The sequence below is a fragment of the Natranaeroarchaeum sulfidigenes genome (assembly GCF_017094485.1).
GTDB lineage: Archaea > Halobacteriota > Halobacteria > Halobacteriales > Natronoarchaeaceae > Natranaeroarchaeum > Natranaeroarchaeum sulfidigenes.
The window spans coordinates 196,929-220,354 of the sequence record NZ_CP064786.1; the positions used below are offsets into that span (position 1 = coordinate 196,929).

The 23,426-nt window shown below is 59.7% G+C and carries 20 protein-coding genes, 2 tRNA genes and 2 rRNA genes; 18 read left to right on the top strand and 6 right to left on the bottom strand.

The window, feature by feature from the left end; translation table 11 throughout:
• Window positions 1-125 precede the first annotated feature (125 nt).
• The 9 genes from AArcS_RS00995 (at window position 126) to AArcS_RS01035 (ending at window position 10,523) form a co-directional block, all read left to right on the top strand.
• Window positions 126-197: transfer RNA gene (locus AArcS_RS00995), tRNA-Ala, on the top strand.
• 236 nt (window positions 198-433) lie between these two features.
• A 23S ribosomal RNA gene (locus tag AArcS_RS01000) occupies window positions 434-3,354 on the top strand.
• A gap of 151 nt (window positions 3,355-3,505) precedes the next feature.
• A 5S ribosomal RNA gene (gene rrf, locus AArcS_RS01005) occupies window positions 3,506-3,627 on the top strand.
• Between the two features lie 246 nt (window positions 3,628-3,873).
• Window positions 3,874-5,712 carry a S8 family peptidase gene (locus AArcS_RS01010; protein ID WP_238478569.1) on the top strand — a complete coding sequence of 613 codons (1,839 nt, stop codon included), beginning with the start codon at window positions 3,874-3,876 and terminating at the stop codon, window positions 5,710-5,712.
• 9 nt (window positions 5,713-5,721) lie between these two features.
• The gene (locus AArcS_RS01015; RefSeq protein WP_238478570.1) at window positions 5,722-6,054 is read left to right on the top strand and encodes a BsuPI-related putative proteinase inhibitor; all 333 of its coding nucleotides are present in this window, start codon (window positions 5,722-5,724) and stop codon (window positions 6,052-6,054) included.
• Between the two features lie 209 nt (window positions 6,055-6,263).
• Window positions 6,264-6,339: transfer RNA gene (locus tag AArcS_RS01020), tRNA-Cys, on the top strand.
• A 196-nt stretch (window positions 6,340-6,535) separates the two neighbouring features.
• A complete protein-coding gene (gene lipA / locus AArcS_RS01025; protein ID WP_238478571.1) occupies window positions 6,536-7,468 on the top strand; it encodes a lipoyl synthase in 933 nt (310 codons plus the stop codon).
• 322 nt (window positions 7,469-7,790) lie between these two features.
• A complete protein-coding gene (locus tag AArcS_RS01030) occupies window positions 7,791-9,383 on the top strand; it encodes an MATE family efflux transporter (RefSeq protein ID WP_310736979.1) in 1,593 nt (530 codons plus the stop codon).
• Window positions 9,384-9,425: 42 nt separating this feature from the next.
• Complete coding sequence (locus AArcS_RS01035) at window positions 9,426-10,523, top strand: aminopeptidase (protein WP_238478572.1); 1,098 nt, start codon at window positions 9,426-9,428, stop codon at window positions 10,521-10,523.
• On the opposite strand, the gene sufU is transcribed toward AArcS_RS01035, so the two are convergent.
• From sufU to AArcS_RS01050, 3 genes are all read right to left on the bottom strand, one after another.
• A complete protein-coding gene (gene sufU, locus AArcS_RS01040) occupies window positions 10,520-10,939 on the bottom strand; it encodes a Fe-S cluster assembly sulfur transfer protein SufU (protein WP_238478573.1) in 420 nt (139 codons plus the stop codon). The genes AArcS_RS01035 and sufU overlap by 4 nt on opposite strands.
• An 87-nt stretch (window positions 10,940-11,026) precedes the next feature.
• Window positions 11,027-11,395 carry a TRAM domain-containing protein gene (locus tag AArcS_RS01045; protein ID WP_238478574.1) on the bottom strand — a complete coding sequence of 123 codons (369 nt, stop codon included), beginning with the start codon at window positions 11,393-11,395 and terminating at the stop codon, window positions 11,027-11,029.
• Window positions 11,396-11,546: 151 nt separating this feature from the next.
• Entirely contained in the window at window positions 11,547-12,797 is a 1,251-nt protein-coding gene (locus AArcS_RS01050; RefSeq protein WP_238478575.1) for an aminotransferase class V-fold PLP-dependent enzyme, read from the bottom strand.
• A 143-nt stretch (window positions 12,798-12,940) separates the two neighbouring features.
• On the opposite strand from AArcS_RS01050, the gene AArcS_RS01055 reads away from it, so the two are divergent.
• Genes AArcS_RS01055 through AArcS_RS01065 form a run of 3 tightly spaced genes read left to right on the top strand, consistent with a single transcriptional unit; the run spans window position 12,941 to window position 15,004 of the window.
• Window positions 12,941-13,894 carry an ABC transporter ATP-binding protein gene (locus tag AArcS_RS01055; RefSeq protein ID WP_238478576.1) on the top strand — a complete coding sequence of 318 codons (954 nt, stop codon included), beginning with the start codon at window positions 12,941-12,943 and terminating at the stop codon, window positions 13,892-13,894.
• Window positions 13,891-14,781, top strand: coding sequence for an ABC transporter permease subunit (locus AArcS_RS01060; RefSeq protein WP_238478577.1), 891 nt, complete (start codon window positions 13,891-13,893; stop codon window positions 14,779-14,781). Before AArcS_RS01055 ends, AArcS_RS01060 begins: the two co-directional genes overlap by 4 nt.
• A 37-nt stretch (window positions 14,782-14,818) precedes the next feature.
• Window positions 14,819-15,004 carry a hypothetical protein gene (locus AArcS_RS01065; protein WP_238478578.1) on the top strand — a complete coding sequence of 62 codons (186 nt, stop codon included), beginning with the start codon at window positions 14,819-14,821 and terminating at the stop codon, window positions 15,002-15,004.
• Here AArcS_RS01065 and AArcS_RS01070 read toward each other — a convergent pair.
• The 3 genes from AArcS_RS01070 to AArcS_RS01080 all read right to left on the bottom strand — a co-directional run bounded on the left by AArcS_RS01070 (window position 15,001) and on the right by AArcS_RS01080 (window position 17,212).
• Entirely contained in the window at window positions 15,001-15,294 is a 294-nt protein-coding gene (locus AArcS_RS01070) for a DUF424 domain-containing protein (RefSeq protein ID WP_238478579.1), read from the bottom strand. The genes AArcS_RS01065 and AArcS_RS01070 overlap by 4 nt on opposite strands.
• On the bottom strand, window positions 15,291-16,046 hold the full coding sequence (locus AArcS_RS01075; protein WP_238478580.1) for a tetratricopeptide repeat protein: 756 nt from the start codon (window positions 16,044-16,046) through the stop codon (window positions 15,291-15,293). The genes AArcS_RS01070 and AArcS_RS01075 overlap by 4 nt, the downstream gene beginning before the upstream one ends.
• Before the next feature lie 293 nt (window positions 16,047-16,339).
• Window positions 16,340-17,212, bottom strand: coding sequence for a fructosamine kinase family protein (locus AArcS_RS01080; protein WP_238478581.1), 873 nt, complete (start codon window positions 17,210-17,212; stop codon window positions 16,340-16,342).
• 438 nt (window positions 17,213-17,650) lie between these two features.
• On the opposite strand from AArcS_RS01080, the gene AArcS_RS01085 reads away from it, so the two are divergent.
• The 6 genes from AArcS_RS01085 to thpR all read left to right on the top strand — a co-directional run bounded on the left by AArcS_RS01085 (window position 17,651) and on the right by thpR (window position 22,416).
• The gene (locus tag AArcS_RS01085; RefSeq protein WP_238478582.1) at window positions 17,651-18,790 is read left to right on the top strand and encodes a PTS fructose transporter subunit IIC; all 1,140 of its coding nucleotides are present in this window, start codon (window positions 17,651-17,653) and stop codon (window positions 18,788-18,790) included.
• Window positions 18,791-18,831: 41 nt separating this feature from the next.
• Entirely contained in the window at window positions 18,832-19,299 is a 468-nt protein-coding gene (locus tag AArcS_RS01090; RefSeq protein WP_238478583.1) for a PTS sugar transporter subunit IIA, read from the top strand.
• A complete protein-coding gene (locus AArcS_RS01095) occupies window positions 19,296-19,568 on the top strand; it encodes an HPr family phosphocarrier protein (protein ID WP_310736980.1) in 273 nt (90 codons plus the stop codon). The genes AArcS_RS01090 and AArcS_RS01095 overlap by 4 nt, the downstream gene beginning before the upstream one ends.
• On the top strand, window positions 19,561-21,249 hold the full coding sequence (gene ptsP / locus AArcS_RS01100) for a phosphoenolpyruvate--protein phosphotransferase (RefSeq protein WP_238478584.1): 1,689 nt from the start codon (window positions 19,561-19,563) through the stop codon (window positions 21,247-21,249). Before AArcS_RS01095 ends, ptsP begins: the two co-directional genes overlap by 8 nt.
• On the top strand, window positions 21,246-21,710 hold the full coding sequence (locus tag AArcS_RS01105; RefSeq protein ID WP_238478585.1) for a PTS fructose transporter subunit IIB: 465 nt from the start codon (window positions 21,246-21,248) through the stop codon (window positions 21,708-21,710). The genes ptsP and AArcS_RS01105 overlap by 4 nt, the downstream gene beginning before the upstream one ends.
• A gap of 145 nt (window positions 21,711-21,855) precedes the next feature.
• Window positions 21,856-22,416, top strand: coding sequence for an RNA 2',3'-cyclic phosphodiesterase (gene thpR, locus AArcS_RS01110; RefSeq protein WP_238478586.1), 561 nt, complete (start codon window positions 21,856-21,858; stop codon window positions 22,414-22,416).
• Window positions 22,417-23,426: the final 1,010 nt, after the last annotated feature.

Here is a 23,426-nt window from a genome sequence, read left to right on the forward strand (position 1 = left end):
ATCGGGGCGACGCCCCGACCCACCTACATATTCATAGTCCGCATGCCGGCGACGCCACCACGAGCGTCCGGACGCTAACGAACTACCAGAGCTAACACTATACACCATCTCCCCGGAAGGGGAGTGGGCCCATAGCTCAGTGGTAGAGTGCCTCCTTTGCAAGGAGGATGCCCAGGGTTCGAATCCCTGTGGGTCCATGGCTCGTGCTCGAATCGAGAACCGTTGCCCTTATACGGCAATGGGCGCTCGATTGGAGTACGACGAAACTGATGCACCATCCCGTGCAAGCGCGGATGGGAAGGGTTGAACATTCGGCTAGACCACCCCGAATGTGAGGAAACCATGTGTACGTGCGATCCAGACGTCCACTGGACCAGTTCCGCAGACAGCGAGTCTGCTCTGACGTGGTCCAACACAGACGACACACGAATTATTTGCGTGGCTACAACGCTGACTGGTGAATAGCTCGGCTCGAGAGCCGACGACGGACGTGCCAAGCTGCGAAAAGCCCGAGGGAGCCGCACGGAGGCGAAGAACTCGGGGTTTCCGAATAGGAATCCTCTTTGCAATTGCTTTGCGCAATGGGGAACGCCGAGAACTGAAACATCTCAGTATCGGCAGGAACAGAAAGCAATCCGCGATATCGTTAGTAACCGCGAGTGAACGCGACACAGTCCAAACCGAAGCCCTCACGGGCAATGTGGTGTTCGGACTGACTCTCACTTCTGGACCGTCTACGAGAAGTCTCCTGGAATGGAGCGTGAAACAGGGTGACAACCCCGTACCGTAGACCAGTACAGAACGCGTCAGCTCCAGAGTAACAGGGGTTGGATATCCCTTGTGAATATCTCAGGCATCGACTGAGAAGACTAAACACTCCTCGAGACCGATAGCGAACAAGTAGCGTGAGCGAACACTGAAAAGTATTCCATAACGGATGGTGAAATAGGGCTTGAACTCAGTCAGCCACTGAGCGACGGGGCACAGAAGGTCCCATGAAAAACGAGGTATCCGCGAGGATACAGTAGGAATCATGGGAAGCCGGTGTTCCGTCGTGCGTTTTGAAAAACGAGCCAGAGAGTGTGTCTGAATGGCGAGTCTAACCCGAGCATCGGGGAAGGCACAGGGAAACCAATACGGCCGCAGTCTTACGACGAGGGCCACCGTGTTCAAGCGCGGGGAGCCATTCGGACACGACCCGAATCCGGACGATCTATGCGTGGGCAAGGTGAAGCATGGCGAAAGCCATGTGGAGGCCTGCTAGAGTTGGTGTTTTACAATACCCTCTCGTGACCCACGTATAGGGGTGAAAGGCCCATCGAGTCCGGCAACAGCTGGTTCCAACCGAAACATGTCGAAGCATGACCTGCGCCGAGGTAGTTCGTGGGGTAGAGCAACCGATTGATGACCCCGCCTCCGAGAGGAGTCGGCTCATCTGTCAAACTCCGAACCTACGAACGCTGTTGACGCGTGGAATCCGGTGCGCGGGGTAAGCCTGCGTACCGTAAGGGAGACAACCCAGCGCCGGGTTAAGGTCCCAAACTGTGGATTAAGTGCGATCGAAGGTGGTCCCGAGCCCCAGACAGCCGGGAGGTGAGCTTAGAAGCAGCTACCCTCTAAGAAAAGCGTAACAGCTTACCGGCCGAGGTTCGGGGCGCCCAAAATGATCGGGGCTCAAATCCACGACCGAGACCTGGCCGCACCCCTGACAGGGTGATCGAGTAGGTTGGCGCTCCAGTTGGGTGGAAGCACGGGTGAGAACTCGTGTGGACCGACTGGTGACGACAATTCTGGCCATAGTAGCAGCGATAGTCGGGTTAGACCCCCGACGGCCTAATGGATAAGGGTTCCTCGGCAATGCTGATCAGCCGAGGGTTAGCCGGTCCTAAGATCTCTCGTAACTCGCGGAGATCGAAGCAGGGTAACGGATTAATATTTCCGTGCCACCATACACTCAAAGGAGACGTTTCGGGGTCGCCCAGGCTGGGCTCGCGCCCAGTGTAACCGTCTAACTCCGTGGAAGCCGTAATGGCACGAAGCGGACGAACGGCGGGATGCCGCAAGCTGGGTCAACCTGGAACCCGTGAAAATCCGAGTATGGTGTCCGTACCGAGAACCGACACAGGTATCCATGGCGGCGAAAGCCAAGGCCTGTCGGGAGCAACCGACGTTAGGGAATTCGGCAAGTTAGTCCCGTACGTTCGCAAGAAGGGATGCCTGCTCTCTATGGAGCAGGTCGCAGTGTCTCGGACGCTCCGACTGTCTAGTAACAACACAGGTGACTGCAAATCCGCAAGGACTCGTACAGTCACTGAATCCTGCCCAGTGCGGGTATCTGAACACCCAGTACAATGGGACGAAGGACCCGTTAACGGCGGGGGTAACTATGACCCTCTTAAGGTAGCGTAGTACCTTGCCGCTTCAGTAGCGGCTTGCACGAATGGATGAACGAGAGCGTCACTGTCCCAACGTTGGGCCCGGTGAACTGTACATTCCAGTGCGGAGTCTGGAGCCCCCCAAGGGGAAGCGAAGACCCTATGGAGCTTTACTGCAGGCTGTCGCTGAGACACGGTCGCTAGTGTGCAGGATAGGTAGGAGCCGTTACACAGGTACCCGCGCTAGCGGGCCACCGAGGCACACGTGAAATACTACCCACTAGTGACTGTGACTCTCACTCCTGGCGGAGGACACCGGTAGCCGGGCAGTTTGACTGGGGCGGTACGCGCTTGAGAGAAGATCGAGCGCGCCCCATGATTATCTCAGCCGGGTCAGAAATCCGGCGCAGAGTGCAAGAGCACAAGATAGTCTGACAGTGTCCAGCCTAACGATGGACGCTGACGCGAAAGCGGGGTCTAGCGAACCAATCATGGTCCTCAATGGGCCAGATTGATGACAGAAAAGCTACCCTAGGGATAACAGAGTCGTCACCCGCAAGAGCACATATCGACCGGGTGGCTTGCTACCTCGATGTCGGTTCCCTCCATCCTGCCCGTGCAGAAGCGGGCAAGGGTGAGGTTGTTCGCCTATTAAAGGAGGTCGTGAGCTGGGTTTAGACCGTCGTGAGACAGGTCGGCTGCTATCTATTGGGGGTGTTTGAGTACCTGACGGGAACGAGCATATAGTACGAGAGGAACTGTGCTTGGGTGCCACTGGTGTACCGGTTGTCCGCAAGGGCACGTGCCGGGCAGCTACGCACCACGGGGTAAGAGCTGAACGCATCTAAGCTCGAAACCCACCTGGATACGAGGTACTCCTGAGGTTACTCGTAGAAGAGGAGTTCGATAGACTCGGGATGTTAGCGTCGAGGCAACGAGACGTTGAGTCCGCGAGCACTAACAAACCAAGCCAATCACTCATAACGAGTGTTCATCTGCACTGGTCCACGAACAGAGCGTATTCGCGCTGTGTGACCTGGTCCAGGCGTAAACTGGATCGCACGTACACAAGAGTGGTCACCGACCAACGCAGGTTGTTGGAACTGTGGTTCGAGTCCACAGGTTGGGATTAAGGCGGCCAGAGCGGCAGGGCAACTCCCGTACCCATCCCGAACACGGAAGATAAGCCTGCCCGCGTTACGGCAAGTACTGGAGTGGGAGACCCTCTGGGAACACCGGATCGCCGCCTGTCAATCATATCGCGCCCCCATGCATCGCGCATGGGGGCGTTTTTCATTTCGAACCGGGCGAGAGCCAGCGGTGCGGTTTCCGATACCTCGTGAGGTCTTCGACTCACTTTACACCTTGTAGACTAACTAATGACTATTACAAACTATCTGCTTCTACACGTTTGTGAGTCTCTCAAATTTTGTTCAGCACTTTTACTTATGTATTATTAACCGTAATTACTATTAGATATGGCTATTACTAGCGACACGTGCCAGCAAATAACATAACTCGACGACGAGTACTACAGACAGTCGGCGGTGCAGGTGTAGCCGGTGCCGTTGGGACAGGAACTGCCAGTGGAGATGACAGTGGGCCGTCAGACGGGTATATTATCGGGGTCGATCCCGGTAAGTCGGACCTGCCGGCGCAGGCCGCCGACCAGGTGTTTCGGCGACTCGACTTTGGCGAGATCGGTGAGGCGGTATCGGGTCGGTTCTCCGAGCAGGCCTTGGACGCGCTGCGCAGCAACCCCAACGTCCGGTACGTCGAACGGAACGGACGGATGCACGCACACGACCAGACGACGCCCTACGGTATTGATATCACGGATGCCGACGTGGCAATTGATGATGGGGATACCGGGGAAGGGGTCAGCGTGGCGATTCTCGACACCGGGATTGATGCCCAGCACGAAACTCTGGAGTCAAATCTGGGAGAGGGCTGGGCCGCGACGGATGCGGCCTGTGAGTCGGACTGTAGTGGCTGTCGGTTCGGGGGTGGCGGGAGCGACATCGACGAGTGTCTGGAGGAATGGGACGACGATAACGACCACGGAACACACGTCGCCGGGACGGCTGCGGCCGCGGACAACGGAACTGGGGTGCTTGGAGTCGCTCCTGAAGTGACCTTGCACGCTGTCAAGGTTCTCGATTGCTGTGGAAGCGGCAGTTTTGACGACATCGCTGCAGGGATCGAGTGGTCGGCGGATCAGGGCCACGATGTCCAGAACATGAGCCTGGGCGGGGACTCCGACTCCGATGTCGTGACAGACGCGCTCCGGTACGCAGCCGACCGGGGTGTCGTGATGATCGGCTCGGCGGGTAACTCCGGGGAGTGCACCGACTGTGTCGGGTTCCCCGCGCGGGACGAGCGCGTTGTTGCGGTATCGGCGACCGACGAGAACGACGAACTCGCGAGTTTCTCCTCGACGGGGCCGGAGGTCGAGCTTGCAGCCCCTGGCGTCGATACGCTCTCGTCGATTCCGCGGGACGACTACGACGAGTTCTCCGGTACATCGATGTCTGCGCCACACGTCGCGGGTGCCGCGGCTACTGTCATCGCCGACGGGACAGAGGATCGTGAAGCCGTCCGCGCAGAGCTGAAAGACGCTGCGGACGATATCGGTCTCTCCGACGAGGAACAGGGCGCAGGCCGGTTGAATGTCGCCGCGGCGGTCGACGCGGACGGCGATGACGATGACGACGATGAAGACGATGACGAAGAAGAGGACGAGAGCGTCACCGTCGCCACCGAGGCGGCGACCGATGTTGAGGAGACCTCGGCGACGCTGAACGGCGAGGTCACGGAGCTCGACGGCGTGGACGAGGCCGATGTTGGCTTCGAGTACGGCAACAGCGGCGAGGAGCTTTCGAGCGATGTCGATGCGGGAACCGTCTCGTCAGAAGGGACATTCGACGCGGATATCGACGGTCTGGACGGTGGCACGGAGTACGAGTTCCGTGCAGTGGCCGAGATTGATGCGGATAGTGACTCCGGTGAAATCCGGAGTTTCACGACCGACGACGGGGACGGGACGGGCGACAGCGACCCAGTAATCGAACAGTTCGACGTGACCGAGGATTCCAACCCCAACTGGTCACGACACACGGTCGACTGGGAAGTCAGCGACGAGGACGGTGCCCTCGACACAGTGACGAGCGAACAGCTGGATGCGGGCTCCGTCGTCGACAGCGTGACCTCCGACGTGAGCGGCGGCAACGCGGACGGCCGCCACGATCTGGAGAGTCGCAGGTCGTCTGTCGACGAGGTCCGTCTCACCGTCGTCGACGAAGCCGGTAACGAGACCAGCGAAACGGAATCTGTCTAGTCGATACCAATGTCCCTGGAACCGGCGCTCTCCGCGACTATCGACCGGGATGTCACCTTTCGGCTGACAGTTACCAACGCCGGATCGACGCCCGTCGAGCTGACGTTCCGGGATGGCCGCCGTGCCGATATCGTGGTCTACGGCGCCACTACCGATGAGGAGTGCTGGCGGTGGAGCGACGGCAAACTGTTCACACAGGCGATCGAGCGTGTAACGCTTGCACCTGGTGATCAGTTTGAGCGGGAGTACGTCTGGTCAGATCCACCATCCGGAGAGTACGTCGCAGTCGCGGCCCTTACGGCGGACGAGGACGTAACAGCACGTGTTGCGGTGACGATATGAGGGAAGGAGTCGGTCGATTCGGATCAACGGTGAAAACGTGGCCGGCCTGTCGACCCGGTTGAGAACACTGAACGGCCTGAGATCCCTTCGGGAGACCCGATCGCCGCTCGGTACTTGTTTTACGCGGAGCGAGAATTGTGTGCGAAGTATCGTTACCGCTGCTGGCGAAACGCAGGGCTTAAGCGGGAGACGAATCTATCTACATACGCGCCAAGGTGGCAGAGTCCGGCCGAACGCAGCGGCCTGCAGAGCCGCCCATCGCCGGTTCAAATCCGGCCCTTGGCTTTTTTGTATTACAAGCGACTTCTGAGCGGCAGTCCTGGAGACGTGCTTCGATCCCGGAGTGTGCGTAGTGAACGCCTCTACCTCAGACACCGGGTGGTGACATCCGATTCCACCGCTATCCGTGAGTCTGGGTGATCCCAGCGTGGGTGCTGGCGATGCCGCAACGTTGTAGATGCTTGCCCTGTAAGGTACCCCCATGAGTCGCTCGCGGAAGCCCGACTGGCTTCTCAAGCCGTTGCCGACTGGCGAGGAGTTCACGGGTATCAAACAGACGTTGCGGGATCGGAACCTTCACACAGTGTGTGAGGAGGCCAACTGCCCGAACATGGGCGAGTGCTGGAGCGGCGAGGACGGGCCGGGCACGGCGACGTTCATGCTGATGGGCCACAAGTGCACCCGCTCGTGTGGCTTCTGTGACGTCGAGACCGGCGGTGGTGAGTCACTCGACCCCAACGAACCAACCGAAGTTGCGAGCGCAGTCGCCGACATCGGGCTCGATTACGTCGTCCTCACGTCGGTCGACCGGGACGACTTGCCGGATCAGGGTGCGAACCACTTCGCCGAGACGATCCGGGAGATCAAGCGCCGAAACGCCGAGACGCTCGTCGAAGTGCTGATCCCCGACTTTCAGGGCGAGCCCGAACTCGTCCGGAAGATCATCGAGGCCGAGCCGGACGTCATCGCGCACAACGTCGAGACGGTCCAGCGCCTACAGGGTCGGGTCAGGGACCCGCGTGCTGGCTACGAACAGAGCCTGCGCGTCCTCGAGCAGGTCGAGCGTGAGTCCGACATCCATACCAAGACCTCAATCATGCTGGGCCATGGCGAACACGATCACGAGGTCTACCAGACGCTCGCGGATCTGCGGGAAGCAGAGGTCGACATCGTCACGTTCGGCCAGTATCTCCGCCCCTCGGCCGATCACCTCCCAGTCCGGAGCTACGTCCATCCCGACAAGTTCGATACGTGGGAGCGCGTCGCCGAGGACGAACTGGGCTTTCTGTACTGTGCCTCCGGACCGATGGTCCGTTCGTCGTACAGGGCGGGGGAGCTGTTCGTCGACGCCGTGATCCGGGACGGCAAAACGGTCGAGCAGGCGCGGGCAGAGGCAGGGGCTGGCGGCGACTGAACGCCGCGGTTTGCGGGGACAGCCATTTCACCAGTTGCAACAGAGTATCGGTGCAGTCTGCTTCACGCCGTTCCACTGGCCGATACTGACTTGGCTACAAGAATCACGACGAGCAGACGATCTTCTGGACGCCGAACACCCGGCCGTCTACCCCCTGTCGTACCCTCCCTTGTATATAATCTCGTGCCTCTCCTTGATCGAGGGGGTGCCAGATGTCCTCACTCGATCGGAAATAGTACGCATACGTATACCGACAAACCGGTTTCGGTAGTCGACCCCGACAACAAAATACTCAACTGATAGTGTTACTTCAGCAGTACCAGTGACAGGTCAGCCCCGCGATTCGGATCGCCCTCCAACCGAGACGGACGACGGTCCGGCCGAGCAGGTCACCCCGGACGATTCCTCGTCGACCGACGGGTCCAGCGACGATCCTCGTGAGTCGATCACAGAGGGGAGTCTGCTACGGCCGCTCTTTCACCTCGCGTGGCCTATCGTCGTCATCCAGCTGTTGCAGGTAACGTACAACGTCGTCGACACGCTGTATCTCGGACGGCTCTCCGCGGATGCCGTCGGCGCGATCAGTCTCGCGTTTCCACTCATCTTCCTGCTGATCGCCGTCGCGGGCGGGTTTACCACGGCGGGTGCGATCCTCGTCGCGCAGTATATCGGTGCGGAGGGTGATCGGTCCGCCGGGCTCGTAACCGGCCAGACCGTCTCGTTCGTCAGTTTGCTCTCGGTCGTTATCGGCGTTGTCGGCTATTTCTACACGCGTCCAGCACTCGAACTCCTGCCAAGCGATCCGGATACGGCGGCGAGTGTCGTCCCGCTCGCGGCGGATTACATGGAGATCATTTTCCTCGGGATGCCGCTGATGTTCGGCTTTTTCGTCTTTTCGGCGCTCATGCGCGGGTACGGTGACACGCGCACACCGATGCTGGTGATGGTGGTCTCGGTGCTCGTGAACGTCCTCCTCGACCCGTTCCTGATCTTCGGGTTCGAGAACAACCCGGTGATGGTGTGGCTCGGCTTGCAAAGTCTCGAAGCGACGCTACTTGCGGCCACTGGCTACACCGGCTGGGGCATCGAGGGTGCTGCCGCCGCCACGATCGTCGCCCGCGGGGTGGGAACGGGGATCGGCCTCGGTCTGCTCTTTGGCACATCGATCGGACCAGCCGTTCAGTTGAGCCACCTTCGACCGGACTTCGGGGTCATTGAGGATATCATCCGACTGGGCACACCGAGCATGGTCGAGCAGTCGACAAGCGCGCTTGCGATGATCAGCCTGACGGCGATGGTCGTCACGTTCGCGCCGCCGGTCGTCGCGGCGTACGGGCTTGGGAACCGACTCATCTCGCTGGTCTTCCTGCCTGCGATGGGGCTGGGGCGGGCGATCGATACGATGGTCGGCCAGAACCTCGGTGCGGACCGTGCGGATCGAGCAGCGAGGGCAGCGTGGATCGCGGCCTCGACCGGCGCGGGCGTGATGCTCGTTGTCGCGGTGATCGCCGTTACCTTCACCGAGCCGATCGTGAGCGTCTTCCTCGGGGACGTGCCCGACGCCCCGGAGACGATCGCCCTCGGTGTCGAATACGTCCAGATTCGCTCGGTCGAGTTCGCCTTCATCGGCGTCTCGCAGGTGATGCTCGGCGCGTTCCGTGGGGCTGGAAACACGAAGATAGCGATGGTCATCTCGATTCTCACCCTGTGGGTCGGCCGGGTGGGAACGGTCTACCTGCTCGTGTTCGTCTTCGACATGGGTGCGACCGGTATCTGGATCGGGATGGCCGTGGGGAACGTGCTCGGCGCAACCATCGCCGTGGCGTGGTTCCTGCGTGGCACCTGGAAGGAGAAGTACATCGACGAACCGGCGGTTGACGCTGGCGATGCAGCGATCACTGGCGAGGACGACTAACCCTTCCGGACGTATTTAGTTCCGCCGCCGCTTGCGAGACGTATGGACGACCGAATCCGAGAGCACGCCGAGGTACTGGTCGACTGGAGCGCACGCATCGAGGAGGGAGACGACGTCGTGATGGCGGTCAGCCCCGGTGCACACGAACTTGCGGTCGCGACCGCGAAGTTGCTCGGTGAGCGTGGGGCAAACCTCGTCACGACGCGGGCCTCGGGCGAGATTACACGCGCGTATCTTCGGGCACACGACGACGAGTTCGACCCAGATCCCGCCCACGAACTGGCCCTCTACGAGAACGCCAACGTCTACCTCTCGCTTCGCGGTGGCCACAACACGGCGGCCACGGCCGACGTGCCAGCCGAGCGCCGACAGGCACACGCCAGAGCCACCGAGGGGGTCCGCGAAGCCCGGATGGACACCGACTGGGTCTCGACCGTCCATCCCACGCGGTCGCTCGCCCAGCAGGCAGGAATGGCCTACGAGGAGTATCAGGAGTTCGTCTACAACGCCGTCCTGCGTGACTGGGAATCGCTGGCCGAGGAGATGGATCGGATGAAGGGGCTGCTCGACGAAGGAAGCGAAGTCCGACTCGTCTCCGCGAACACCGATCTCACGATGTCGATCGAGGGCCGAACCGCGGTCAACAGCTGTGCCTCCGTGGCGTACGACTCCCATAACCTCCCGAGCGGTGAGGTATTCACCGCCCCCTACGACACGTCGGGACACGTCGAGTTCGACGTACCGATGACGATCCACGGCAAGCGCGTCCGGGACGTCTCGCTGACGTTCGAGGACGGCGAGGTCGTCGAGTACGACGCCGCACAGAACGCTGACGTGATCGGTGACGTGCTCGATACCGACGAGGGCGCACGCCGACTCGGCGAACTCGGTATCGGGATGAACCGCGGGATCGACCGCTACACTGATAACATCCTGTTTGACGAAAAAATGGGCGACACCGTCCACCTCGCGCTCGGCCGGGCCTACGACGCGAACCTGCCCGAGGGCGAAGCGGGCAACGACAGCGCGGTCCACGTCGACCTGATCACGTCGGTGGGCGGGGACTCACGACTGGAGATCGATGGTGAAGTCGTCCAGCGAGACGGTCAGTTCCGGTGGGAAGACGGGTTCGAGAACTAGTCTTCAGTCGACGTCCGGTCGATGTCCTTCTCGCCCTGATAGATCTCGTAGCCGTCCTGTGCGACCTTCTCGGCGAGGACAGCACATTTGATCCGCATCGGGCTGATGTCGACGCCGAGCATGTCGACGATGTCGTCTCTGTCCATCTCCATCAGGTCATTGACTGATTCACCCGGCAGTTTCGACGACAGCATGCTGGCGCTGGCCTGGCTGATCGCACAGCCGTCGCCCTGGAAGGCGACGTGTTCGATGGTCTCCTCGTCGTCGGCCAGCTTGACGTCGATTCGGATCTCGTCGCCACACATCGGGTTCTCGCCGATGTGGGTGTAGGTCGGCTCCTCGATCTCCCCGTAGTTACGCGGGTTCTTGTAGTGATCGAGGATCTGCTGGCGATACATATCTGATCCCATTCCCATTGTTGAAAACGGATAGGCCCGTCCGGGGCAAAAGGATTCCGACGCCATCGCCGGATCGCTAGGGGTCGTTTGGGATAGATCGCCGCCTCAGAGCCGTTCGAGCAGCTTCCCGCTTGCGGAGGTGCCTTTCCGGTTGAACGAGAGCACGCGGACCCGAAGCATATCGGCGGGCTGTATATCGTCGGGGACGTCCTTGACGAAGATCACGAACCCTTCGACTTTGACGACCGCGTCGGTCTCCCCGCTGTGGTGTTCAGTGAGTTCCTCGACGCCGGCCTCGATAATCTCACCTTTCTCGACCGGGGCATCCCGGGCCTGTGCTTTCTCGTGGGCCCGTTTCGAGGCCCTCCTGTCGGATCCCCGTCGCGAGCGCCACCAGAGCACGCCCGCAACGCCGATGACGACCACGACGAGTACAGTCCCGAACAGCGGCGTCATCTCCGGTGGTACGTTCATTGTCCCCCTCTGTTCACTCGTCCTTTAAAAAACCCCTCGTTGCTGGCCGACGCATGTCAGACAAGCAAGGGGCTGACACCCCTCGAAGTGAACGCATGGGGTTCCGTAGCCAGTAAAAGTTAGATGGTTGATTGATCCCGACGCTGCTCGCTCACGCGAACAGCTGGCGGGCGTCGTCGATCGCATCGATCAGGATATCGATCTCCGCACGAGTGTTATAGATGTAGAAGGAAGCCCGTGCGGAGGCGGCGACACCGAGTTTGTCGTGCAGTGGCTGGGTACAGTGGTCGCCGGCACGGATGGCGACTGCCGAGTCGTTCATAATCGAGGCCAGGTCGTGCGCGTGAACTGAATCGAGATTAAAGGCAACGAGCCCGCCGCGCTCGGGGCCGGGTTCGGGGCCGTAGATCTCGATATCGTCGAACTCCGAGAGGCGGTTGTAGGCGTACTCGGCCAGCTGTTCTTCGTGTTCTTGGACGTTTTCCATCCCAATTTCGTCGAGGTAGTCGGCTGCCTGTGCCATGGCGATGCCCTCGGCGATCAGAGGAGTTCCGGCCTCGTACTTCCAGGGCAGATCGTTCCATTTCGCGTCCTCGAAGGTGACTTTCTTGATCATGTCGCCGCCGTAGAGGAACGGTTCCATCCCTTCGAGGATCTCCTTTTTCCCATAGAGGCCACCGATCCCTGTCGGCCCAGCCATCTTGTGACCGGAAAACGCGTAGAAGTCTGCGTCGATCGACTCGACGTCGACCGGACGCGTCGGGACGGCCTGTGCACCGTCGACGAAAATAAACGAGTCGTGTTCGTGAGCGATATCTGCCAGTTCGGCGACGGGATTGATCGTCCCGAGCGTGTTCGAGACGTGGACGACGCTGACCATCTGGGTGTCCTCGCCGATCAACTCGCGGGCGTGATTCATGTCGAGCCGTCCGGTCTCGTCGACACGGATGTACCGCACGTCCGCACCGGTACGCTTGGCGATCTGTTGCCAGGTGACCAGCGAGGCGTGGTGTTCCATCTCCGTGAGGACGACCTCGTCGCCGGGACCGAGTTCGTTCAATCCCCACGCGTACGCGACGAGATTCATGCTCTCGGTGGTGTTTTTGGTGAAGATCATCTCCTCGCGCCCGCCGCTCGCGCCGATAAAGTCGGCGAGACGGTCGTGGGCCTCCTCGTAGGCGATGGAGGCCTCCTGACTGAGATGGTGGATGCCCCGGTGGACGTTTGCGTTGTACCCGCGGTAGTACTCGCCGAACACGTCGATGACCTGATTCGGCGTCTGGGTCGTCGCCGCGTTATCGAGATAGACGATCTGCTGGTCGTCGTTGACCCGCCGTTGCAGGATCGGGAAGTCCTCGCGGATCCGCTCGACGTCGAGTGGTGCAGTCTTTTGCGTTCCCATTGCTAGTCGGGAGGGTCTCCACACAAAACACTCCTTCGGTGCGACGGGGAGACGGCCACACGGAGCATGAAACGGCCTACCGTTTCTGGGCCGGAAACTATGACGCCGGTATTAATATACACCCTCTCGATACTGCAAACGACATGCCCGCTATCGAAACGAACTCGCTGAGCAAGCGCTTCGGCGATGTCGTCGCGGTCGACGACCTGTCCCTCCAGATAGACGACGGCGAAGTGTTTGGCTTCCTCGGCCCGAACGGTGCCGGGAAGTCGACGACGATCAACATGCTGCTCGATTTTGCCAGACCGACCGGCGGCTCCGCCACGGTGCTGGGCTATGACACGCAGAAAGAGTCCCAGAAGATTCGCAAACGTGTCGGCGTTCTCCCCGAGGGGTTTGACCTCTACGAACGCCTCTCCGGGCGCAAACACATCGAGTTCGCCCAGCGTGCGAAAGGTGCGAACGGCGACCCAGTGGAGTATCTCGAACGCGTCGGTCTGGGCGGTGATCCGGCCGACAGAAACGCCGGCGACTACTCGAAGGGGATGAAACAGCGCCTGGCCTTCGGGATGGCACTGGTCGGCGAGCCCGATCTGCTGATCATGGACGAACCCTCCAGCGGTCTCGATCCCACGGGTATTCGAGAGATGCAAGAGATCGTCCGCGAAGAAGCCGAGCGTGGCACGACCGTGTTCTTTTCGAGCCACATCCTCGATCACGTCGAGGAAGTCTGTGACCGGATCGGCGTGATGAACGAGGGCGAACTGGTCGCCGTCGGAACCCTCGACGAACTCCACGCCCGGATCGGCGGGGACGCCCACCTCGAACTCTCGGTCGACGACGTTCCGGAGCGAACTGTCGACACGCTCCCCGACATCGCGGGTGTTTCGGGTGCAACGGCACGCAACGGCACGCTCGATGTCACCTGTACCGAGTCGGCGGCCAAGGCGAAAGCGATCAATCACGTCGAGGATGCGGGAACGACGGTGCTCGACATCCAGGTCGAGGACCAGGATATCGACGATCTGTTCGCGGAACTCACCGGCAATGGCTCCACGCATGCGGAGGGGGATACCCCCGAAGAGGTGGTCGCATGAGCGTCCCAACGGTTGCCCGCAAGGACTTCGAGGACGCCGTCCGCTCGCAGATGCTCTGGTCGATGACGGGTCTGCTGGTCGGGCTGATAGTACTCATCTACGGTGCCGTCCGATACTTCGAGGGCAGTGCACCGGCGGACGAGCTGGCGGCAATACTCGCTCTCCCGATGCAGGTAATCGTCCCGCTCGCGGCGCTGATCGTGGGCTACATGGCCATCGTCGGCGAGCGTCGTTCGGGCAGTATCAAGATCCTGTTGAGTCTTCCACCGACGCGCGAGGACGTCGTCGCCGGAAAGCTTCTCGGGCGAGCGGGCGTCGTCGCGACCGCCGTCCTTGCTGCGTTCGCCGTCGCGCTGGTGCTCGGACTGGTGCTGTTCGGCGAAGTGGCGGTCGGTGAGCTGTTCGGCCTCGCCGTCGCGACTCTGCTGCTTGGCTTTGCCTTCGTCGGTATCGCCGTCGGCTTCTCGGCAGCTGTAGCATCTCGCGGGCGTGCAATGGCTGGCGTCGTCGGGACGTATCTGGTCTTTCTGGGCTTCTGGGACGTCTTCGTCGGCGGTATCTACCGGTTCGCTACCGGGGCGTTCCCGCCGGGAATCATTCCGATGGACGGCCGAATCGAGCCGTGGGCGCTTGCGCTCCAGCGACTCAATCCGATGGAAGCCTACGGCGTCGTCGCCTCCGGGCTGATGGACCAGCAAGTGTTTCCGCTGACCCTGCAGTTCCCGATCGGCGTCAACGTCGTCGGGAACGAACCGCTCGAAGACGTCGTGATCGGGGAGGTTCCATTTTACCTCTCGGAGTGGTTCTCGGCGGTCGTGTTGCTCGCCTGGTTCGTCGTCCCCGTCGCGCTGGGGTATCTCCGATTTAGAAACGCGGATCTGGGCTGAGGGCGACGCTTAAGTTTCTGTGCGCCTGCGCTCCGGTATGGTGACGAAACGTGCGCTCGGTATCAGCCTCCTCCTGCTCGGTCTCGCTTTCGTCGGCGTCTTTCATGCGCTCGCATCGCTGATTTTCGACAGCGGGCTTGGGTGGATCGGTCTCGGTCTCGCGGGGCTATCGCTGCTGGGAATCATACTCGTAAACACTGGCGGCGGATCGACGAACCGCTAGGCGAGCCGCAGAACCTGTGCGTGCAGCGTGGACTCGAGTTCGAGGACGTTCGCCTCGTCGACGTAGCCGTGCTCGATCGCCAGTTCGACCGCCTCGGTCCCGACGATGTTGGCGATCGTCGCCCGCGAGAGACTGTCGACGACAGCGTCTTCGGTGACCTCCTCCCCGCCATAGAACTCCTCGGTTACGGTAAGGGAGATATCGCCGCTCTCGTAGGTCTCGCCGAGCGTCTCCGGATCGCAGACGGTGACGAGCAGCCCCTTCTCGGTCGTGCGCTCGCTGACGATCACTCCCTGATCTCCTCGTCGATCATCTCCCCTTCTGCCTGTCGGCGCATGTCCTCGGCCTCCGCTGCGATCTCTTCGGCTTCGTCGTACTCGCCCAGTTCTTCGAGGGCGCGGGCTTTCTCTTCGAGCGTGACCTGATTGCGCATGCCCAGCCTGATGGCGTTATCGAGCGCGTTCAGTGCGTCTTCGGCGAGGCCGCGTTCGAGCAGGAGAAAGCCACGATTGTACCAGGCTTCGGCGAACCGCTGGTCGATCTCGACGGCGCGTTCGGCGTGTTCGAGGGCCTGCTCGCTCCGGCCGGACTCCCAGAGGGCGTACGCGAGGTTCGTCTCGGCGGTCGCGGCGTGATCGCTGCTGGCGTCCATCGAGATCGCCTCCTGATACGCGCCGATCGCCGCGTCCCATTCTTCGAGTTCGGCGTGGGCAACACCTTTGTTTACCCACGCTTCCTGTTCGAGGCGTTCGTCCTCGGCGAAGCGGGCGGTCCGCTCGAACGTCTCCGTTGCCTGCTCGTAGCGGTTGATTCCCATGTAGTTCAGCCCGACATCGAGCAGGGCGTTCGCATCGATGTCTTCGTTCGCCGTCGTCTCCTCGTCGAGTAGATCCGGGATCACACGGGAGTCGACCGGATCGACTTTGTCCGGATCGACGTCGAGTTCGGGCGGGTCGAGATCGAACTCGTCGTACTCCCCGGAGAAGCCCTGGCCCTCCGAGAACTCGTGGTCCTCTTTCGGGTCGTCGGCTGGATCAGTCATGCCAGATAGTTCGGCTGGCGCGGTGTTAAGACCTGCGTTGGCGGGCGCACGCGGAACCGGAGTTCAGGTCGTCTAGCGCTTTACTCCGTGCCAGTCGCCGCTGGCTCCTGCGGTCGTCTGGGCTTCCGGAGTGTCTTCGTCTCCCGATGCACACGCTTGCCGAATGGACGTCTCCCCCGACGTAAACGCCTATCCGGTGGGTAGGGGCCTGGGCAGCTAGCTAGTTTTGCGCGGACGACCCATACGCATCGATTGACACGGGCCCATAAGCCCCGACCTCGAATACTAGCGTTTTACCAATTGATTTGGTCGAGCGTATCTCTTAGACGAGGCAGGCGCTCAGCCCCGAAGAACCGGACGTTTTCGAGTGCATGAAAGGCGTTGTAGACGCCCTGTCGCCGGTCGAAGTACCCCTCGTCGATCCCGCGGTGGCGCTGGTATTGATCGAAGAACGCATCGCTGATCTCCGGCGACCGAGCGATGTATGAAAGATCAATTTCGTCGTGGGCAAAGTAGATTGCAGGGTCAAGCACCGCCCGTACCGCTCCGTTCTGAACTACCGTATTCCCGGGATGGATGTCCCCGTGGACAAGCGCTGGCTCGTCAGGTTCAACGAGCAACTCGTCTAGACGGTCAGCAAGCGTGAGGACGCGGTCAAACGTCACTTCCGGAAGCGACCCATCGTCCCTGGCCGCGCGAGCAAATGGAAGGATGCGCTGTTCTCGAAAGAAGTCGATCCACGAGTCCGTCCACGGGTTCGACTGCAAGAACGGTCCCGAAAGCGTATCGAAAGAGAACCCATAGGCATCAGCAGTCACATCGTGCAGCGCCGCGAGATGATCTGCAAGCGCTCGTTGGGTCTGTTCATCGTACCTACCGTCACCGTCGAAATATTCCATCACCAGTAGCCCCTCTTCGACGTGTTTGACTGTAGGGACTGGCAGCTCAGTCTCCGTAGCGAGCCAGCGGAGCATCCGTGCCTCGTTGTCCAACGGGTTGTCGTCAAGTTTGGCTACCACCGGCGGATGGTCGACACGCTCAACACGGAACACACGTCCCACTAGGCCCCCATCGAGTTCGTTTACCGATCGGATGTCGGTCCCGAGAGCGGCTTCGATACGATCCGTAATTCCATCGGCAGTGTGTAGTGGAGAATCCCCGTCCATCAACGATATCAATTGAACTCGGGGCGACAAACGTCCTCCGATTGCTTGTGAGTGCCGGTCCTACACATCATAGTGAGAGAGTAACCACGCAGAAGCCCCGAACTGAATTCAAGCTGATATGTTTTATTTCTGTCGTCAATATTAACAACAGCTGTACATTCTGAGGTATACTATTCAAAGACATCTGGGAGTAAATAATAATCCGGGATTCGGGGAGGGAAGACTGCACAGAAACAAATAAAAGTGTTTCTGTAAGATAAAGTCGGCAAATTCGAGCAACAATGCTGTTTCAGGGGTTAGGGGCCGTCTTCGCAGCCCAGATGAGTTTTTACATCAAATATATCTCTGTCCATAATATTTAGTTTCGTAATTAATCGATAGTAATGAACAATCTTCCAAAGTGTTTTAACTCTTTTACGTATATTAGTGCCCGAGGCCATGAGCTCAAAAGACGATGCCGAAAATGCATTACGGTCGTACCTGACTTCAGTAAAAGAGGACCTCATGACGGGGGTCTCATTCATGATCCCGTTCGTTACCATCGGTGGGATCTTCCTCGCGGTCGGTTTCATGGTAGCAGAGCTACCGTTCACCGCTGGCGATACCGAGACCCTGTTTGAGGAGACTGGATCGCTCGCTTGGTATCTCGGTGAGATCGGTGGCCTCGGGCTAGAGATAATGATCCCGATCCTCGGGGCGTACATCGCGTACGCGATCGCCGATAAGCCCGGTCTTGCACCAGGGTTTATTCTCTCGTACGCGATTCAGCAGCCACACATCATTGAGGCTGCCGGTGATACTGTCGGGTTCGCTGCTGACGGTGCGACTGCCGGATTCCTCGGCGCAATCGTCGCCGGTCTGCTCACCGGCTACGTCGCACGCTGGATGAAGAGCTGGTCCGTCCCGTCGTTTGTCAAGCCGATGATGCCGATCCTGGTGATTCCAGTGTTGACGGTCGCGCTACTTGCACCGGTGGTCGTGCTAGGGCTCGGTGTCCCGATCGCACTCGTCGATGACGCGCTGACGTCGACACTCGAAGGTATGCAAGGCGCTAACGCCGCGTTGCTTGGCCTCATCCTCGGTTCGATGATGGCCTTCGACATGGGCGGTCCAGTCAACAAGGTAGCCTACGTCTTCGGCGTCGGGCTGGTGGCTGACGGTATCACCGGACCGATGGCTGCCGTGATGATCGCTGGCATGACCCCGCCGCTTGGACTGGCGCTGTCGAACCTCGCGTTCCCGCACAAGTACCCCGACGAGATGCGCGAGAACGCCATCGCTGCGATCCCGATGGGATTCTCGTTCATCACGGAAGGGGCAATCCCGTACGCGGCCGCTGATCCGCTACGCGTGATTCCAAGTATCATGATTGGAAGCGCTTCGGCCGCTGCTACGGCGCTGCTGCTCGGCGTCGGGATGCCAGCCCCCCACGGCGGTATCTTTGTGGTCATCCTGGCGGAGAACGTCCTTGGCTTCCTCGGCGCACTCGCCATCGGAACCATCGTGACCGCTGCGATCGTTACGCTACTCAAGCCGGATCAAGCAGCAGTCGACTCCGTCGAAGCAACAGCAGACTGACCAACACAAACCGCTTTCACCCACCAACGCTTACATCAACTATGACAACCCAAAGTGACCACACACCGTTGACGACGGATCTCGTCGCTCTAGAGGGTGCACCGGCCGAAAAAAATGCGTGTATCGAGTTCCTGCTCGATCTGGCAGCCGACGCAGGGCGAGTCACGGACCGAGAACAGGCACTGAATGACCTCCTCGCACGTGAAGAGGATGCAACGACCGGTGTCGGGATGGGAATCGGGATCCCACACGCGAAAAGCGCCGGCGTGGCGTCGCCGACAATCGCGTTTACGCGTGTCGACGACGGAATCGATTTCGACGCGATGGACGACAAACCGGCCACCCTGATATTCATGTTACTCGTCCCCGAGGAGGGCGGTGAAGAGCATCTCTCGATGTTAAGCGCCTTGTCGCGCTCGCTGATGCACGAAGAGAACCGCGATGCTCTCCACGAGGCAGACTCACCGGAACGGGTCGAAGAGATTGTACTGGAGGCGATCGACGAATGATCGAACGTACAGTCACCATCGTCCCTGAAGACGGGCTGCACGCGCGCCCGGCGTCGAAGTTTGTCGAGACGGCAAACGAGTACGACAGCGAGATCACCGTCAAGCCGGAGGGCAGCGAGGCGGTCAATGCGGCGAGTATGCTTGCAGTCACCGGTATCGGTGCAAAGTCCGGCGACGAAGTCGTGCTGACAGCCGATGGACCGGACGAAGAAGCCGCCATCGAAGCGGTCGCAGCAGTCCTCACGACACCTGAATCCGAGTATGAGTAAGACCCTACCAGGCGTTGGCGTGACCCCGCTCTCTGGGCTCGGAACGGCACGCTGGTACCGTCCGGACGAGCGACCGGATCCCGAATCCGTCGAGCCCAAGGATCAGGAGACGGAGCACGAACGCTTCGCCAGTGCTCAGAAACAGGCGCGCGTGGAGATCGAGACTGAGCGTGAGAACACGGCAGAGCGCGTCGGCGAGGAGGAAGCGGCAGTCTTCGACGCCCATCTGCAGTTCCTCGATGACCCACAGATCACCACCGCCGTCGAAGAGGCGATCGACGACGGCGCAGCCGCAGAGGCGGGCGTCGACCGTGCGTTCGCTAGTGCTATCGAACAGTTCGAGGGGATGGAAGGGATGATGGCAGAACGAGCGGACGACATGCGAGATATCCGCGATCGGCTTCTTCGAATCCTCTCGGGTGGCGATCGGATGGATCTTGCGTCCCTGCCGGAGGGAACGGTCCTACTGGCCGAACGACTCACACCAAGTGATACAGCACAGCTCGATCCCGACCGTGTCGCGGGCTTCGCAACAGTAACCGGTGGGCGAACCTCCCACGCAGCGATCTTCGCCCGTTCACTGGGGATTCCTGCAGTCGTCGGTGTCGGGAAAGAGCTCCGTGATATCGAAGCAGATGCCGATGTCGCCGTCGACGCGGAGAACGACGATGTCATCGTCGATCCCGATCAGGAAACCCGTGAGCGGGTCACTGCAGGTCGCGATGTCCAAGTCAGACACGACCCCGTCCAGACAACCGACGGCGTCGAAATCGAGGTCGCAGCCAATCTGGGGACGACAGCCGAACTCGACGGTGCGATCGAGCAAGGTGCCGACGGGATCGGCCTGTACCGGACCGAGTTCCTGTTCCTCGATCGTGACCAGCCGCCGGACGAGGACGAACAGTTCGAGTCGTACGTAGAGGCGCTCGAAGCCTTCCCGGAAGGACGTCTGGTCGTTCGGACCCTCGACATCGGCGGTGACAAACCGATCCCATACCTCGATGCGAAGGAGGAGGAGAACCCGTTCCTCGGCAACCGGGGGATCCGCCGATCGCTCGACGAGGACAGCGACCTGTTCGAGACGCAACTTCGCGCTCTCCTGCGTGCTGCGGCGAACGGAGATGGACGGCTTTCGGTCATGTTTCCGCTAGTGTCGACGGTCGAGGAGCTCGAAACAGCGCTGGACGTCGTCGATGCGGCAGCCGAGTCGCTAGCTGCGGACGGGATCGACTACGATCGGCCCGAGCTCGGTATCATGATCGAGACGCCCGCAGCGGTGATGATGGCCAACGAACTGGCCAGCCGTGTCGACTTCTTCAGCATCGGCACGAACGACCTCTCGCAGTACGTTATGGCCGCTTCGCGTGAGAACGACGCGGTCGCCCACCTCCATGATCCGCTCCATCCGGCCGTGCTACGGGCAATCGACCGGAGCGTCGACGCAGCCCACGACAACGACGCCTGGATCGGCATGTGCGGTGAGATGGCCGGTGATCCGACCGTCACAGAACTGCTCGTCGGACTCGGCCTCGACGAGCTCAGTATGAGCGCGGTAACGATCCCAGAGGTCAAAGCCGAGGTCACCGAAACGGATACCGAATCGGCCCGAGCGCTCGCTGAACGAGCGCTGAGCGCCAGTACTAAATCGGAAGTACGAGAAATAATAACAGATTCACAATGAAATTCGTAGCAGTCACAGCCTGTCCGACCGGTATTGCGCACAGTCAGATGGGTGCCGAAAACCTGGAAAACACCGCAACGGACCGCGGCCATGACATCGATGTCGAAGTCCAGGGAGCGATGGGCACCGAAAATGAACTCTCCAGCGAGGCCATTCAGGCAGCCGATGCCGTCATCATCGCGGCCGATACGTCCGTCAGCCAGGACCGGTTCGAAGGTAAGCCCCTGGTCAAGTCCAACATCAAAGCGGCCGTCAACGATGCAGATGGACTGATCGACGAAGCCATCGAAAAAGCCGGCGGCGATTCGGATGCTGTCGACGTGGCAGATGATACCGAGCAAGAGACAGCCACAGAAGAGACCGACACGGCGTCGGATGAGAATTCTGAGGAGCAGACAGACCGGAAGGAGGCCTCCGGCAATGGTGGACTGATCGGTGCGATCAAGGATATCTTCTCGTAATCTCCTCACCCGTCATTCACGACGGGCGTCTTTTGTGTTGAAGCGGCGTCCGGGACAAGAGTCGGAACAACGCGAAATTACTGACAGAGCGAGCCCTCTACAGCCGTGGCATCCCTTTTTGATGTTTCCGTGACTCAATATCAGTATGAGCAAGCGACTGTTCGTGAGTGTCGATCTACCGACCGAACTCGCCGACGAGGTCGCGGCGGTTCAAGAGGAGTTTGCGGATGCAAGCGGGCTCCGCGTTACTGATCCCGAGCAGGCCCACGTCACGCTCTTTTTCCTTGGGGACGTCCACCCCAGCCGCGTGAAGACGGTGAAATCGGCCCTCATCGAGGCGGTCGAAGCCGCGGATATCGACCCTTTCACCGCTCGCGTCGAGGGGCTCGGTGTCTTTCCCTCACTGGAGTACATCAGCGTGCTCTGGGCAGGCGTCTCCGTCGGGGCGGAGGAACTCACTACCCTTCACAAAGCGATCGAACCGCGGCTCGTCGATCTGGGATTCGACGCCGACGATCACGAGTTCACCCCACACGTCACCCTCGCGCGGATGGATCACGCGGGTGGCAAGGAGCTTGTACAGGAGGGCGTCCGCGAACTCGACCCAGTCGTCGGCGAGTGGACCGTCGAGGACGTCCGGCTGACCGAAAGCGAGTTGACGCCCGACGGCCCGGAGTACTCGACGGTTCGGCGGTTCGAGCTGTGACTGGTTGCTTTCGCTCCGATTATTTGCCCATAAGTTCATCACGATAGGTCCGTTCGTAACCCAGGTACCATTGCATTCATATTGCCGGAAGTTTTGAATCGCCGGCTATGATTGATGAGACGGGACTGGAGGTGTGATAACATCTCGATTACTATCATCGTTCCTAGTTTGTTATTGTGGTACTGGCACAACTCCGTCCCTCTCCTGTCAGTGTCGAAGCGTCGTAACAGGTCTCGTTGGCTATTACGCCACGTAGATCCAGTGCTGACCCACACAAACGGCTCTCCTACTGCGAACAGCGATACGATCTCGGTTTGTAATGTAAATCGGTTATCCTTTGGGTAGGGGTCAGTTATCTTTTCTCCTGTCAGTCCGTTCGTCGCTGTTGTCGACGTGAATATCTCTGGATGATAACGAGCCGCAGTCAGATTGATTAAATATAATAAAGATGTCTTTTTCAACAAACTATATTAAAAATGAGGCTTAAATACTGGTGCCACTCTCCCATAACTAAATTCTGTATTGATGATAGCTTCTCGTTGGAATTGGCATAACAACTCGATAGATCTGTTGAAATACAATGTGAGTTCCTGAATCTACCCATACGGTATTCTACGGAGATATATGCTCCTAAATGCTCTGACGTACTTTTAGATCCTTTTCGACAAAACTCTCCATCGTCTTTTGTTGTTGGTCAATCCGGTCGACTACGGATCTACTTGACTGTACTTCAGACCACTTCTGGAAGTGATAGAACTACTACTTTTTAGGTCCCAGTACGATCAGTATCGGTCTCTTGGAGCAAATAATGTTGATTGGATTTATATTAAACCGAAAATATAAATGGGCAGAACGAGGTTCAGAAGAACATCGAGAAGTGGAAATGAGCGATCCTCGAGTGATGTATGCTACAAAGGCCCCCCTGCCTGTATAAATCAACTTCCATGGTTCGACAAGGCTCCGGGAGCTAGCAATGATTCATGGATCGCTTCCAATAGCGTACTTTTGCT

What these genes read in the sequence shown, in the direction of transcription:
- AArcS_RS01015 (WP_238478570.1), top strand. Translation starts at nt 5,722, where the DNA reads ATGTCCCTGGAACCGGCGCTCTCCGCGACTATCGACCGGGATGTCACC.
- lipA (WP_238478571.1), top strand. Translation starts at nt 6,536, where the DNA reads ATGAGTCGCTCGCGGAAGCCCGACTGGCTTCTCAAGCCGTTGCCGACT.
- AArcS_RS01035 (WP_238478572.1), top strand. Translation starts at nt 9,426, where the DNA reads ATGGACGACCGAATCCGAGAGCACGCCGAGGTACTGGTCGACTGGAGC.
- sufU (WP_238478573.1), bottom strand. Translation starts at nt 10,939, where the DNA reads ATGGGAATGGGATCAGATATGTATCGCCAGCAGATCCTCGATCACTAC.
- AArcS_RS01045 (WP_238478574.1), bottom strand. Translation starts at nt 11,395, where the DNA reads ATGAACGTACCACCGGAGATGACGCCGCTGTTCGGGACTGTACTCGTC.
- AArcS_RS01050 (WP_238478575.1), bottom strand. Translation starts at nt 12,797, where the DNA reads ATGGGAACGCAAAAGACTGCACCACTCGACGTCGAGCGGATCCGCGAG.
- AArcS_RS01055 (WP_238478576.1), top strand. Translation starts at nt 12,941, where the DNA reads ATGCCCGCTATCGAAACGAACTCGCTGAGCAAGCGCTTCGGCGATGTC.
- AArcS_RS01060 (WP_238478577.1), top strand. Translation starts at nt 13,891, where the DNA reads ATGAGCGTCCCAACGGTTGCCCGCAAGGACTTCGAGGACGCCGTCCGC.
- AArcS_RS01065 (WP_238478578.1), top strand. Translation starts at nt 14,819, where the DNA reads ATGGTGACGAAACGTGCGCTCGGTATCAGCCTCCTCCTGCTCGGTCTC.
- AArcS_RS01075 (WP_238478580.1), bottom strand. Translation starts at nt 16,046, where the DNA reads ATGACTGATCCAGCCGACGACCCGAAAGAGGACCACGAGTTCTCGGAG.
- AArcS_RS01080 (WP_238478581.1), bottom strand. Translation starts at nt 17,212, where the DNA reads ATGGACGGGGATTCTCCACTACACACTGCCGATGGAATTACGGATCGT.
- AArcS_RS01085 (WP_238478582.1), top strand. Translation starts at nt 17,651, where the DNA reads ATGAGCTCAAAAGACGATGCCGAAAATGCATTACGGTCGTACCTGACT.
- AArcS_RS01090 (WP_238478583.1), top strand. Translation starts at nt 18,832, where the DNA reads ATGACAACCCAAAGTGACCACACACCGTTGACGACGGATCTCGTCGCT.
- AArcS_RS01095 (WP_310736980.1), top strand. Translation starts at nt 19,296, where the DNA reads ATGATCGAACGTACAGTCACCATCGTCCCTGAAGACGGGCTGCACGCG.
- ptsP (WP_238478584.1), top strand. Translation starts at nt 19,561, where the DNA reads ATGAGTAAGACCCTACCAGGCGTTGGCGTGACCCCGCTCTCTGGGCTC.
- AArcS_RS01105 (WP_238478585.1), top strand. Translation starts at nt 21,246, where the DNA reads ATGAAATTCGTAGCAGTCACAGCCTGTCCGACCGGTATTGCGCACAGT.
- thpR (WP_238478586.1), top strand. Translation starts at nt 21,856, where the DNA reads ATGAGCAAGCGACTGTTCGTGAGTGTCGATCTACCGACCGAACTCGCC.